The following is a 13,671-nucleotide window of genomic DNA, read 5'->3' on the forward strand; positions in this document are numbered from 1 at the left end:
AGAATAGGTGCTCATACAAATATCCTAGATTGATAAAGATCGGAGAGTGAGAATAATGATTCATAAAAAAACATTATTATGGAACGATGAAAACGAAGCGAAATTAATGACGTATGTTTGGGAGCGTTCAGAAGAACTGCAACCAAATAAGAAGAGACCAGCTGTGATCATCTGTCCTGGAGGCGCTTATTTAGGAACGTCTGACCGTGAGGCAGAGCCCGTTGCTTTAAGGTTTATGACAGCTGGTTATCAAACGTTTGTCCTTCGCTATACGACATACTATCCATCGTTTCCAGCGGATTTCAGTGAAAAAGGGCGGGAGGAGCCTGTATTGCCACAAGCTTTGTTTGATTTAGGTAAGGCAATTTCGACGGTGAGAACGCATGCAAAAGAGTGGAATGTCGATCCAGATCATATTGTTTTATGCGGCTTTTCAGCAGGGGGGCATTTAGTTGCAAGTATGGGTGTTCATTGGCACGAATCCTTTTTACAGGAATCATTATCCGTTGCTAATGAGGATCTGAAGCCAAATGCTCTTATTCTTGGTTATCCGCTTACCGATTATGTAGTGATGAAGGAAGAAGCGGAAAAGGAAGTTGACGAAGGGAAACGGGAGCTTTGGAGAGTGTCCAATCAGGCTGTATTTGGAAAAAAACAGCCTTCGATAGAGGAGTTGGAAGGGAGAAGTCCTGTCCGTTTCGTAACGGAGTCAACGCCACCCACATTTATTTGGCATACAGCTGATGACGATTTAGTTTATGCGCGAAATGCCTTGAATTTTGCGACGGCATTAGCAAAGGAAAAAGTTCCATATGAGCTGCATGTTTTCGAAAATGGGGTACACGGCTTGTCTCTAAGTGATGAAACGACAGCGAATGATCCAGCACAAATCAATCAAGAGTGTGAAGTGTGGGTCGATTTAGCGTTGAAATGGTTGAAGAAGCGAGTGTAATGAATAGGATATAGCAAGATGAGCGAACTTGATTTGTGATAAAGTTCGCTTTTTTCAGTAGTAAGCTGTAATCAAAAGGTCAGCGTTCATCTTTTTTTGTTTTGGCAAAGAAGTGATAGAATGTAGGCAAAGGTGTTGCGACGGCGATACTGAGCGGTGAGAAAAGCCACTAATGAGAAAAAAAGGAGTATCATTCCTATGAAAACAGAAAAAGAAAAGATGATCCAAGGGGAGCTCTATCAAGCGAATGACCCTGAATTAACAAAAGAACGATTACATGCGCGGCGATTAACGAGATTGTTTAACGAAACAAATGAAACAGAAGAAAAGAGAAGAATCGAATTAATTCAGGAATTGTTCGGTTCAACGGGCGAGCATCTGTATATTGAGCCGACGTTTCGATGTGATTATGGCTACAATATTCATGTTGGCAATCATTTCTATGCCAATTTTGATTGTGTCTTTTTAGATGTTTGTGACATTCATATTGGTGAGAGTTGTTTTGTAGCACCTGGTGTTCACATCTATACGGCTACACACCCGCTTCAAGCCGAGGAAAGAATTTCAGGTGCTGAATTTGGAAAGCCTGTTCGTATTGGGGACAATGTCTGGATTGGCGGAAGAGCGATTATTAACCCTGGTGTGACAATCGGTCATAATGTTGTCATTGCTTCAGGTTCGGTTGTCACAAAAGATGTTCCAGATAACGTCGTTGTAGGCGGGAATCCTGCGAAAATCATCAAGCGTCTTTAAGTGTCTACTGAGAAGGCTATCTATGATGAAATCGATGGCTGACATGAGGACGTGCTAACAAAAGCGAAAGGAGATGGTGGTCATTCGAGCAATGCTCATTCATGGTTTTAATAAACAATCAGATGATATGAAGCCACTGCAACACCATTTAGAGGAGCTTGGGTATACGTGCTTGCTGCCGGAGCTTCCACTTACCTTTCAGGATGTCGAGGATGCGACGGCATTGTTAGAGGAAGTTATGAGTAAGCTCGACACTTCTATAGGTGAGAAGGTTCATCTGATTGGCCATAGTACAGGTGGACTCGTTATTCGTAAGCTTATTACAAATCGTAAGTATATGGATACAATAGGACGCTGTGTCTTAATTGCAACACCGAACAAAGGTAATAAACTGGCGATGCTTGCAAGTAAGGTGAAGCTGTACACGAAAATCTATAAGACCGTTAAGTCGCTAACGCAAGAAAAGATTGACTCCTATCAATTTAGTCATGACCACAAAATAGAAATCGCAGCGATAGCCGGAAATAAGAGCCGGCTATGGCTAGGACGACTTCTCGATAAAGCGAATGATGGACGTGTCGAGGTGGCTTCTGTTTATTTTCCAGAGCTAACAGACTTCGCCACTCTTCCATATGGCCATAAGGAAATTCATCATCAAAAGGAAACGGCAGCAATGGTTGATCGGTTTTTGCGTGAGGGGAGATTGCTGCCACGGTAGATGGCAGTAATACGAGAAAATACAGTGTCCGATATCACTGCGCTTTCGTAAGACTTTATAATAGAGATTTTGAAGAGGTGATAAGCAAAAGGTTTATCACCTTAGTTTAACTGGCAAGACTAATAGCTAAGTCTAGACATTACATCGTAAATGGAGGAACATAACGTCCATCTATATCAGTAAATTGATATTCTTTTGCTAGATCACCTACTTTTAATACTTGTCCGCTTTTCTCCATAATATTTGGATCACTTGCTAATGCTGTAATTCCACGACCGATATAAAAGGGTGATTCGGTTCGTCTTAAATCCTCTGATTCTTCCCAATGTTCCTCATCTGATCCATGGTGTTTCAGGACAAGTTCGGTTCTCATAAAACCAGGTGAAACGGCAAGAACCGTAATATTGTCTTGTTTTAATTCTAATGAGAGTCCGTATGCCATCCTTACTAAAGCGTTCTTTGCTAAATCGTAGTAGAATTGACCAGCGTATTTGTTATGATCCCAAAAGGTAGTGTGAACAATGAGAGCTGCTTTATTTTCACGTAGTAATGGAATGGCAAAATGGTTAGTAGCTAGTTGGGCACGGACGCCTGCAGTGAACATCGTATCCCAATTTTTTAATGGTAATTCCCAAAAAGGTTTTGCTTCAACGCCGAGGTCATGTGCACCCCACACGTTATTGATTACTAGATCTAATTTACCTTGTTCTTTTCGAATGGAAGAGATGACTGCTTCTGTTTCAGCATCATTCGTATGATCACATCTTATGGCAATCCCTTTTCCACCTGAAGCGTTAATTTGTGAAGCAGTGTCATCAATGGTTCCAGGCCACTGATTAGTCGCATTCCCTATAACACTTCGTCCAGTAATGTACACGGTTGCGCCAGCCTTGCCTAATTCTAGAGCAATGCATCGTCCTGCTCCTCGACTTCCTCCAGTTACGAGAGCTATTTTCCCTTTAAGTGGTTTCATGATTCTCATCCTTTCTTAGTAATGTGCTTTTATTATAAGGTCTTAATCTTGACATCGTATGTCATATTTAATTAAATTAAAGTTATCTATTTATATATAAGGTGGTCATAATGAGAGGAGATCGATTAATTAAGATTCTTTTGATGTTGCAATCTCAAGGACAGTTAACGGCAAATGAATTAGCTGAAAGGTTAGAGGTGTCTGAGCGAACGATTTATCGGGATATGGATGCCTTAAGTGGTGCGGGTATTCCCGTTGTTGCTGAGCGCGGAAAAAATGGCGGCTGGTCATTGCTTGAAGGATATCAGACTAACTTAACAGGTTTAAAGGAAGCTGAAATTCATGCCTTGCTTGTCTCGCCTTCTATACAATTACTTGATGACTTAGGTTTAACTGGCACTTCTGAAGATGCTCGTATTAAGCTGATAGCCGCTCTTCCTGATAAATACCGTGAACATGCAAAAGAAGTATGGAATCGAATCTATATTGATACTAGTTCATGGCGAAACGAGAAAGAAAAGCTCAAATCTTTCGAAACCCTTAAACAATCTATATGGCAAAATCATAAATTAAATATGATCTATCAGCGTGCAGATGGACAAACAATTGAACGTATTGTACAGCCATTGGGATTAGTGGCTAAAGGGAATAGGTGGTATTTTATTGCAGCAAAGGAGAATGGTGAGATTCGAAATTATCGAGCTTCACGAATTCAGCACGCTGCTCCTATTAACGAGACATTTGAACGGCCAAAGAGCTTTGACATTGCTCAGTATTGGAAGTCTTCAACGGAGGCTTTTGTTAAAGAATTACCGACTTATGAAGTTCGAGTGAGGGTTACTCTTGACATCGTAGGAAGACTTTCTTATTCTAGTCATTTTGTAAGAGTCATTGAAATGAGTGAGGACGACAAGGAAGGCTGGGTACTTGTTAGGTTATCTTTTGATACGCAAGAGGAAGCTATTAGGTATATACTTGGATTTTCTAATCAAATGTTCGTGATTGAACCTACTTATTTACGTAACAAAATATGTGAACTGGCAGAATCTGTTGTTGTGCATTATAACTTCAATCAAAATGAATAGGAGAAAACGGAATGGAATGGTATGACTTTGTAAATATTATTGGACTGATACTTATGATTACTGGGTTTGTTTTTTTACTACCAATTTGGAAGAAAATAAGAAAGATCAAGGTAGGAACCCGTATTTCAAAAAGTGTGTCAAAAGACGGTAGTGCTCATATCAAAGTCCACTGAAAAAGTTGATTTATACTTTTTCAGTGGACTCTCGATACGTGTTTTGTTAGACGGTTTTAACCTCCGCAACATTTCTTATATTTCTTCCCACTTCCGCAAGGGCATGGTTCGTTGCGTCCGATCTTCTTCCCTGTTTGAAAGCTGATCACGTTGTCTAGATTCGCCTTTGATGGAGATGGATCTGGTTGTAATTCAACAGATGTGTAGCCTTTCAAAAACCATTCACGTGTATGATTCATAAGGGGAACGAGTGAATGAAGTAGTTTATTGACTTCGGCTTCATTGTCTAATTCCAGATCAGCTGTCACAGTATTGATAATACCTTGTAATGGGACGCCTTGTTTAATGCCAATAGTGATTTCCTCTGTCAATATATCAGCGTCCTCGTGCTCAAACCCGAAGTGACGCTTGAGTGCAGAAACGAATTGTTGATAACTTTCATTGCGATCGACATACTCAGGCTCTCCTGCTTGTAAAAGCTGCTCCTTCGTAAATGGATAGTAGTCTAATCCGACTCGACTCTTTTGCTCCTGTAAAACGACTTCAATATCGTCGACTAAATAATGAGAAAAACCGTCGTTAGTCGATTCCAATTCCTGATGATAGTTGATGGCATCATGGATGACACGGAAATAATCTCCATATGAATCAATCGTTGTATGACGGTTTAATAGCTTGTCTATATCCTCAATCGTTAGAACACCGTAATAAAAGCATAAGCCTTGTGTTAATTTAATCCATTCTGTATTTCTCTTGCTTAGCGCTTGAATCTCTTTATCCTTTGCTAGTTCTCGTACAGGTTCAATCAAATCACTCGGTAAAGAAATCACAGGCAGTTCTTCATGATGACACATGTAGAAGATGCCAGTAGATGTGAAGTAGATTTCTTTTTCGATATCTAGCTCTAGCTGTTCAATAGAGAGAATACCGTTATTGTTACACGCTTGTCGTAGAAATTGTAACCGATCCTCATCCCAAGTTTTTACCTGATCTGCTAGCTTAAGTGGGATGTGTTCTGCGAGGACACGGATAAGCTCAGCTTTTTTTAAGTGGCTCGCTCTTGGGACGGAATAAAGCCGACGCCATCCATCGAGTTCATCTTTCGTTAAGCTCGTTAACGCCTCTTCTAATGTGAACGGAGCTTGAAGTTGACCGAATTTTTTATAGAGTTGTTGTGTTTCTCTCATGATCGTGTCGGTAGATAGTTGATGTAATGCTTCTTCCAATTGCTTCATTTCTTTTTTAGTATAATCCATTTTTTACCCTCTTCCTTGGGATTTGTTAGTTGTCATTATAACGGGAAATAGGATGAGATGATAGATCTATATCCTAATTACCGAACCGCTAATTTTGAATAAATAGTGGATTGTAAAGAGAACGATGCCGAATAATGTAAAAGAATGATTAATTTTTTACAATATATTTACAATTATCCTCCTCCTAGTGCGCATATAACCGTTGCAATACCTCATTTATATTCTTATTTTACCTTATCTTTACAAATATCAACTTCACAAACCTTTTACAAAATGGTTAAGTCTTCTTTATTCTCACTTGATATTCATTTTATACGATGGTAGCAGAAAGAAATGGAGGGATGTGATTGGTTGCGGATTGATTTACATATGCATAGCACACACTCAGACGGAGAGATGGATCCAAAAGAAATTGTCGATGAGGCTTTACGTCTTGGCCTTTCGGTTATTTCTATTACGGATCATGACGAAATTTCCGGTTATTTTGAAGCGAAGGATGTAGCGGCTTCTCGTGGACTTCAATTATTGCCTGGCATTGAAATCAATACAGACGGTGCTCAGGGAGAGCTTCATATACTTGGTTACGGCTTTGAGCCGCATCATCCGAGCATGATGAAGTATGTGGAATGGAGAAAGGAAGAACGACGTAAATGGTCAAAGAAAATCGTTGCTCAGCTTCAAAATCTCGGCTATCCGATTAATTGGGAGGACTGCTGGCAAAGAGCTGGAGGACAAGTGATTGTGCGAACTCATATTGCGGATGAGCTCGTAGCGAAAGGCTTCTTTTCGTCGTCGAAGCAAGCGTATGATCAGCTATTGAAAAAGGGCGGACAAGCTTTTGTTAGTCGAAGCGGACTTTCGGCAGAAGCTGCAATCGGGCTTATTCATGAATGTGGAGGGAAATCCTTTCTCGCTCATCCAGGCTTGTATGATTGGAGCTATTCCTTTGAAGCATTACTTGAAGCGGGACTAGATGGAATTGAAGTGTACTACTCTAAGCATGAGCATCGTGAACGTGAGGATTGGCTCAAACGAGCGGCAACGCATCAATTGCTTGTCAGTGTCGGCAGTGATTTTCACGGCTACGATTCGCGAAGTCCACATCCGATTGGTTCAGTGGACTATGACACTAAGCAATTGGAATGGATCTTTGGGCAACGAGAAGGTGAGGTGGAGAAGTGAAGCTATATGCATCATCTACTTTGTTATGGGGAAAGAGCATTGATGATATCGGAGCGACTACCTCATATTATGGCTTGCATGGAATCGAGCTATGGGCAGAGCAAATATGGTATAGCAAAATGACAGTCCGTGAGATTAAGCGAATGCTAAAACGATATAACCTTGAAGTGAGCTTTCATGCGGCGAGCTGGGATTTAAATATTTGCTCGTTAAACGAAGGGATTCGAAAGCAATCAATGGATGAGGTCGTTCAGTCATTTGCATTAGCAGCGTCAATCGGTGCGACGAATGTCACGGTTCACCCTGGTAAACGGACACTTTCAGAAGATTGGACGTTGTGGCACATTCGCAAGCTAGAAGAGAGCTTGGACTTTTTGGAGGAAGCCGCAGCTACATTCGGGGTTACGATGTCTCTTGAGCTGATGGAAGTGAAAAAAAAGGAGTTCGTTACATCTGGACAGCAGATGACGCCCTTTTTATTTAATCGGTCTGAGCATGTGCAAGCGACTTTTGATGCTGCCCATATTTCTTTGGATAAAAATATTGTAGCTGAATTTGAACAAATGACAAGAGTCAACAAAATCCATTTAAGTGATTCAACCTCCTCTATCTATCATGTTGCCTTAGGAGAAGGAGAGCTAGAGTTAGAGCCTTTTTTAGGGCGTATACGAGATAGTGAGCTACCTGTTGTCCTTGAAGGATATGATGCAAGCGAGGAAAGTGAACTATTAAAGAAGCATGCTCACTATATGAAAGCATATACCGAAAAGAATATGGAGGAAGTGACAAGTTGAAGTTTCTTGTGACAAATGATGATGGGATCTTTGCTCCTGGGGTGGCAGCGTTAATTGAAGTGTTACAGCACTTTGGTGAAATTTATGTTGTATGCCCGGATCAAGAAAGGAGTGCGATTAGCCATTCTATTACACTTCGTCAGCCTTTAAAGGCATCACCTGTAAAGCTGTTTGGTGGGAATGTGCACGCATGGGCAGTGAATGGAACTCCAGCCGATTGTGTGAAGCTAGGGATGGACGTTTTAATGAAGGAGCCACCAGACTTTGTTGTATCTGGAATGAATATTGGCCCGAATTTAGGTCGAGATGTTTATTATTCAGGAACGATGGCAGCTGCGGCCGAAGCAGCACTATATCAAATTCCAGCAATGGCTGTTTCAATTGATCGGTTAGAAGTTAAGGATCTTAATTTTCAAGTTCCAAAACGGTTGTTATATCAAGTACTAGAATCATTATTGGCTAATAAGATACCTGATGGGGTTTTTGTGAATGTGAATTTGCCTTATGTGAAAAAAGAGTACTGTCGTGGAATTGCAGTAGCACCACTTGATCTATCAGTTGCGCGCTACCGATATGTCGGTCTAAATGATCCGTATGGTAACGTCTACTATTGGTTGAAGGATCGTTTGCAGCAGCTGACGGAGTTTGATAATGAAGGGGATTTCGCTAAGCTGAAAGCGGGCTATATTACGGTGACTCCGCTAGAGGGTAAAGTGAGTCAACGCAAGCATTTACGCAAATTTGAACGTTGGTTACGTGCAATACCAGAAACGAAGGAGGAAACGATATGATGAAGCAATGGTTGATGGCAATGATTTTGATGCTAGGACTTGTCTTAACAGCATGTGGGACAGAGGATAGTCAGACAGATACTGAAACGAACAGTGAAGATGGACAGACGGATCAAGACACGGAGCAAGTGGATAGTGAAGAACCTGCATCTATTTCTGGGGAGGTTCAATTTTATACGTCACAGCCAGATGCGGATGCAGAACAGCTTGTTAGTACGTTTAATGAGCTATACCCAGATGTACAAGTGAAGATCTTCCGTTCAGGTACGGAGGAGGTTATTAGTAAGATTCTCGCAGAGCAACAGGCAGGTGATATACAAGCGGATGTCCTGTTAGTGGCTGATGCTGTTACGTTTGAGTCGTTAAAGGAACAAAATTTATTATTGGCATATGAGTCTAAAGAGTTTGCTCATATTCCGGATGAGTTCATTGATTCAGACTATATGTACGCGGGAACGAAAGTAATGGCGACTGTATTAGCTGTTAATACAAATAATGTAACCGAGCTTCCGACGTCTTGGCACGAATTAAATGAAGACGGTGCTAATGGTGAAGTAATTATGCCTAGCCCGCTGTACTCAGGGGCTGCGGCTTATAATGTTGGGGTATTCTCAAGACAAGGGGACTTCGGTTGGGGATTTTTTGAAAATCTTAGTGGACAAGATGTCACAGTCGTACAAGGCAATGGCGCCGTTCTTCAAGCTGTTGCTGGCGGAGAGCAATCGTATGGCATGGTTGTGGACTTTATTGTCGCTCGTGCGAAAACAGAAGGGTCACCGATTGATTTAATTTATCCAGAGGAAGGTGTACCTGTCATTACAGAGCCAATCGGAATTATGAGTGGAACGAACAATGAAGAAGCTTCAAAAGCATTTGTTGACTTCGTTTTATCAGAGCAAGGACAGCAGATGGCGGCTGACATTGGTTACACACCTATTCGTGAAGAGATACCTGCACCTGAAGGCTTAAAGACGATTGATGAAATGGATATATTAAGTTCGGACGTTGCTGATTTGCTTTCGACGAGAGAGGAAGATAAGCAAAGGTTTGTTGATATCTTTGGAGAATAGACGAGGTGTACGATCATGAATCAAACTGTACAAGGAAGGCTCCCGCTTGAGTCTTCCTTCTCCTTTACACGTAACGGTAGAACGTTTTGGCTGCTTTTGTCGTTAGTCTTTGTTTTCATCCTTTTTGTTTGGCCGATTATGAAGCTTATTGGATTGAGCTTTTCGGTTGAGGAAGGTCATGTGTTAACGAATTATACAACGGTTTTACAAGAGGCAAGGACGTGGCGGATTTTACAAAATACAGCGATTGTTGTTGCTGGATCGACGCTTTTGTCAGTTGGACTAGGTGTGTCCTTAGCGTGGCTAGTTGCATATAGTGACATTCGTGCGAAAAAGCTATTACATGTATTTGTGCTGCTTCCTTTTATTATTCCTTCGTATATTATTACGCTGTCGTGGACGCAGTTTCTTAGTCGTAATGGGCTGGTCGCTTCTGTATTAGATTGGTTGCCAGGTCAGCTTGAACCGTTTAATTTATATAGTTATTTTGGAATTATTCTCGTGCTAGGGCTTTCTCATTATCCACTTGTGTTTTTATTGACGATGAGTGTGTTAAGACGGATTCCGCGTGACTTAGAGTGGGCAGTTCGCTCTTCAGGTGGAAGTGGTTGGACCGTGTTTCGAAAGGTAACGTTTCCTTTAGCGTTACCGGGAATCGCAAGTGGTGGTCTACTAGCTTTTTTAGCGAATTTAGATAACTTCGGAATACCGGCTTTTCTCGGGATACCTGCTAATATATCTGTATTAAGTACAGTCATTTATCAGGAAGTCGTTGGTTTTGGTCCAAGTGCATTTGCTCGTGCAGCGACGTTTTCCGTTATTTTAGGTGTTATTGCTTTGCTTGGAACATTACTCCAATGGTTGTTTTTACGACGGTCTAAGGAAGGGGAAAGCAGTGAGATTGACCATAAGCCCCGTTTTACTTTAGGTAAGTTCCGTCTTGTTGTGGAAGGGATTCTTTGGGGTTTTTTAATTGTTATAAGCATTGTGCCGCTTTTTTCAATGGTAGGAACTTCGCTTATTCGTGCGTACGGACTTTCTTTTGCTTTTGAAAATTTGACGCTTGATCATTACCGCTTTATTTTATTTGAGAACGATAAGGTACGTGGAGCGATGGCGAATAGTTTGAAGCTAGCGATTGGTACTGGGGTTATATGCTTAGTCGTCGGTACAGCGATCGCCTATTATCGTTTGCGGAAGAAGACTTTGGTAAGTAAGGTGATGGAATTAGCGGTTGGCTTGCCATATGCCTTGCCGGGAATGGTGCTTGCGCTTGCGATGATCTTAGCATGGATGCAACCCATTCCAAGCTGGAATCCAGGCATTTACGGTAGCATTTGGATTTTGTTTATCGCTTATGTGACACGATTTATGATCTTACAAGTTCGTGGAAGTATGACGGCGATGTCGCAAGTTGCTCCGGCAATGGAGGAGGCGGCACATGTATCAGGAGCATCCTTCTTTGCCAAATGGCGCTTTGTCATGCTGCCCCTTTTGTTACCAGGCTTATTAAGTGGGGCGTTTCTTGTTATGCTGACGACATTAACAGAGTTAACCGTTTCGGCGCTGCTTTGGTCAAGTGGATCGGAAACGATTGGCTTGATGATCTTTAATTTTGAGCAATCAGGCTATACGACGTATTCGACAGCATTTTCAACGGTTGTAGTATTAACCATGCTTAGTTTAACAGGTGTCCTTCTTATTCTTCAGAAGGTATACGAACGAAAGGTGGCACAACGATGAGTACAGTATTATCAAGTGTGACGAAAGTGTTTGGAAAGACGACGGCTTTATCCGCTGTTAATATGACAATTCATGATGGTGAGTTCGTGGCGATTGTTGGTCCATCTGGTTGTGGAAAAACGACGCTGCTACGGTTGTTAGCTGGGTTTGATTCTCCTACGTCTGGTGAAATTGAAATGAATACAGAAGTTGTTGCGAACGCACGACGAATTGTTCGTCCTGAGAAGAGGAATATCGGTATGGTCTTTCAATCCTTTGCCCTTTGGCCGCACTTAAAGGTGAAAGAGCAAGTACTATTCCCGCTACAGCATCATCGCTATGTTGATAAGGAGCTTAAGCGATATAGTGGTGAACGAGTTATCGAGATGCTGAAGCTTGTCGGCCTTGCCGATTATGCTGAACGAATGCCGAACGAACTCTCAGGTGGTCAGAAGCAACGAGTAGCCATCGCCCGAGCTCTAGCACCGAAGCCCGCATTGCTATTAATGGATGAACCGTTAAGTAGTTTAGACGCAGAGCTGAGAATGGAGCTTAGAAAGGAAATTCAGACGATTCACCGAATGATGAATACGGCCATTGTGTACGTAACACATGATCAAGCTGAAGCATTGGCAATGGCTGATAAGATTGTTGTTATGAAGGATGGACAAATCGAGCAATTCGGTTCACCAGAAGAGGTTTACATGAAACCGAAGACGCCTTTTGTTGCTACATTTGTTGGAAAGGCAAATTTAATTCAAGGGAAATGGCTCGGTGATGCATTTAAACCGCTGCACGATGAAGAAGTTCTTTGGATTGCTCCTGATGTGACCGATGAAATGAAGAAGCATCATGTACTACCAGTTCGACCTGAACAATTTACCATTTCACGGGCAGGTAATGGCTTACGGGGAATCGTGCGTAATGTGATGTTCCAAGGGAAGGAATTTCATTATTCCGTGGATGTAAATGGCCAACTGTTGAATGTGCATAGTGATTATAGCTCCAAGGTCGAACTTGGAGACGAGGTAGTGCTAGCTCATACGAGTTATACAAATGAGAGAGTGACAGTAGAAGAAATCCCATCCTACTAGCTAAAGGAAAAAGCACCGCAACTCGACATAGGAGGCACTGAAAAAATCGCTTTGTCCTTTTTCAAACGATTAGAAAGCATACAATTTGAGGGAGAAATGTGAGAATAACTGAAAACCGTTGTAACGGCTCCTCGCCATGCCAAGGTCACGTGCTCGATGCGGTTCCTCATTCCTCTATTTCTCCCCTCATTCCCTGTTTTATGTCGATGCGGTTTCTTCATTCCTCTATGTAAGCAAAATGAGTCCAAAGGGAGAAATAAAAGCCAAAATAGCGGAATGAGGACTACGTTTTCTTCTCAGGAAGCCTTTCTCCTCCTATTTAGAGGAATGAGGATTCCCTTTGCTGGGTGGAACTGATACACGCATTTATGAGTTAAACCCTGTTAACAGCTCTGCACAACGCACTTAAGAAAAGACGCTGTCACATTTTTCTTATTTCACGTACTTTTTTATTAATTGCTGGTCGATCCCCTTTCTTTTCGCTTTTTTGGCGAGGCGATCAAGCATAAATTTTTGGATGAACTTAGGTACGTGTACGAGACGAGTATCTTGCATATCAAGTGCGAGTGCTGTATGCATCGGATTTTTGAGTGTCCCCTTCTTCTCGTCAATTTCCCCATCAGCAGCCAGCCCATAAATGATTCTCATCGACGTTTCGAAGTTATTAGCAGGAGTTAACTTGACTCTAAATGTCACTGGATGCTTATCAGAAGCATTTAAAAAGGCATGATGCTCTTCTTTTTTTACAGTGAAGCTTTCACTTGGCGGTAAGATTTTTTCCTCGTTAGCAAGTAAAATCTTCAACTCGCCATCTACTGTTTCGAACGTTTCTTCGAATTTGCGGTGGTAATGTAACGGGGGACCTGCCCCTTTCGGTGGTAGAAAAACTTCGATATATTCATATTTTCCACCGGATTTCCTCGCAAGATTCAAGGAAGGTAATTTCTTCTCCTGTAATCGCATGAACAATCGTTTTGTTGTGGTTTGGTTTAGTTGTCATCTTCCTTCTCCTTTCAAAATCATTTGTTCAATCATACTCATTCGACTGATTTAGTGGAAATCCTACATCATGGATAAAGCTTTCATTAAACTTTAAGAACATTTTAAA

General features: G+C 41.6%; 14 protein-coding genes. 11 read left to right on the forward strand and 3 right to left on the reverse strand.

The window, feature by feature from the left end; translation table 11 throughout:
• The first annotated feature begins 55 nt into the window (after nt 1-55).
• From JCM9152_RS12920 to JCM9152_RS12930, 3 genes are all read left to right on the forward strand, one after another.
• Nucleotides 56-952, forward strand: coding sequence for an alpha/beta hydrolase (locus JCM9152_RS12920; protein ID WP_035344967.1), 897 nt, complete (start codon nt 56-58; stop codon nt 950-952).
• Nucleotides 953-1,150: 198 nt separating this feature from the next.
• A complete protein-coding gene (locus JCM9152_RS12925; RefSeq protein ID WP_035344969.1) occupies nt 1,151-1,705 on the forward strand; it encodes a maltose acetyltransferase domain-containing protein in 555 nt (184 codons plus the stop codon).
• A 76-nt stretch (nt 1,706-1,781) separates the two neighbouring features.
• Complete coding sequence (locus JCM9152_RS12930; RefSeq protein ID WP_052015939.1) at nt 1,782-2,423, forward strand: lipase family alpha/beta hydrolase; 642 nt, start codon at nt 1,782-1,784, stop codon at nt 2,421-2,423.
• A gap of 139 nt (nt 2,424-2,562) precedes the next feature.
• Here the strand turns inward: JCM9152_RS12930 and JCM9152_RS12935 are convergent, their stop codons facing one another.
• Nucleotides 2,563-3,396 carry an SDR family NAD(P)-dependent oxidoreductase gene (locus tag JCM9152_RS12935; RefSeq protein ID WP_035344975.1) on the reverse strand — a complete coding sequence of 278 codons (834 nt, stop codon included), beginning with the start codon at nt 3,394-3,396 and terminating at the stop codon, nt 2,563-2,565.
• 110 nt (nt 3,397-3,506) lie between these two features.
• Here JCM9152_RS12935 and JCM9152_RS12940 point away from each other — a divergent pair, with 110 nt between their 5' ends.
• Together JCM9152_RS12940 and JCM9152_RS22665 are read left to right on the forward strand one after the other, a co-directional pair.
• Nucleotides 3,507-4,481: a helix-turn-helix transcriptional regulator gene (locus JCM9152_RS12940; protein WP_035344976.1), complete on the forward strand. Its 975-nt coding sequence runs from the start codon at nt 3,507-3,509 to the stop codon at nt 4,479-4,481.
• 11 nt (nt 4,482-4,492) lie between these two features.
• A complete protein-coding gene (locus JCM9152_RS22665; RefSeq protein WP_156314996.1) occupies nt 4,493-4,654 on the forward strand; it encodes a hypothetical protein in 162 nt (53 codons plus the stop codon).
• Between the two features lie 56 nt (nt 4,655-4,710).
• Here JCM9152_RS22665 and JCM9152_RS12945 read toward each other — a convergent pair whose 3' ends face one another.
• Complete coding sequence (locus JCM9152_RS12945; RefSeq protein WP_035344979.1) at nt 4,711-5,910, reverse strand: YecA family protein; 1,200 nt, start codon at nt 5,908-5,910, stop codon at nt 4,711-4,713.
• Nucleotides 5,911-6,261: 351 nt separating this feature from the next.
• On the opposite strand from JCM9152_RS12945, the gene JCM9152_RS12950 reads away from it, so the two are divergent.
• From JCM9152_RS12950 to JCM9152_RS12975, 6 genes are read left to right on the forward strand one after another with little or no spacing between them, the layout of a single operon-like run.
• Complete coding sequence (locus tag JCM9152_RS12950; RefSeq protein ID WP_052015941.1) at nt 6,262-7,092, forward strand: PHP domain-containing protein; 831 nt, start codon at nt 6,262-6,264, stop codon at nt 7,090-7,092.
• Nucleotides 7,089-7,886, forward strand: a complete 798-nt coding sequence (locus JCM9152_RS12955; protein ID WP_035344981.1) for a sugar phosphate isomerase/epimerase family protein — start codon at nt 7,089-7,091, stop codon at nt 7,884-7,886. Before JCM9152_RS12950 ends, JCM9152_RS12955 begins: the two co-directional genes overlap by 4 nt.
• Entirely contained in the window at nt 7,883-8,677 is a 795-nt protein-coding gene (gene surE / locus JCM9152_RS12960; protein WP_035344985.1) for a 5'/3'-nucleotidase SurE, read from the forward strand. Before JCM9152_RS12955 ends, surE begins: the two co-directional genes overlap by 4 nt.
• Nucleotides 8,674-9,747, forward strand: a complete 1,074-nt coding sequence (locus JCM9152_RS12965) for an ABC transporter substrate-binding protein (protein WP_035344989.1) — start codon at nt 8,674-8,676, stop codon at nt 9,745-9,747. Before surE ends, JCM9152_RS12965 begins: the two co-directional genes overlap by 4 nt.
• A 15-nt stretch (nt 9,748-9,762) precedes the next feature.
• The gene (locus tag JCM9152_RS12970; protein ID WP_035344991.1) at nt 9,763-11,490 is read left to right on the forward strand and encodes an ABC transporter permease; all 1,728 of its coding nucleotides are present in this window, start codon (nt 9,763-9,765) and stop codon (nt 11,488-11,490) included.
• Nucleotides 11,487-12,563, forward strand: coding sequence for an ABC transporter ATP-binding protein (locus JCM9152_RS12975; protein WP_035344995.1), 1,077 nt, complete (start codon nt 11,487-11,489; stop codon nt 12,561-12,563). The genes JCM9152_RS12970 and JCM9152_RS12975 overlap by 4 nt, the downstream gene beginning before the upstream one ends.
• A gap of 432 nt (nt 12,564-12,995) precedes the next feature.
• Here JCM9152_RS12975 and JCM9152_RS12980 read toward each other — a convergent pair whose 3' ends face one another.
• Complete coding sequence (locus JCM9152_RS12980; RefSeq protein ID WP_035344997.1) at nt 12,996-13,496, reverse strand: cupin domain-containing protein; 501 nt, start codon at nt 13,494-13,496, stop codon at nt 12,996-12,998.
• Nucleotides 13,497-13,671 lie beyond the last annotated feature (175 nt).

The organism is Halalkalibacter hemicellulosilyticusJCM 9152 (assembly GCF_000513115.1).
Classification (GTDB): Bacteria; Bacillota; Bacilli; order Bacillales; family Bacillaceae_D; genus Halalkalibacter; species Halalkalibacter hemicellulosilyticus.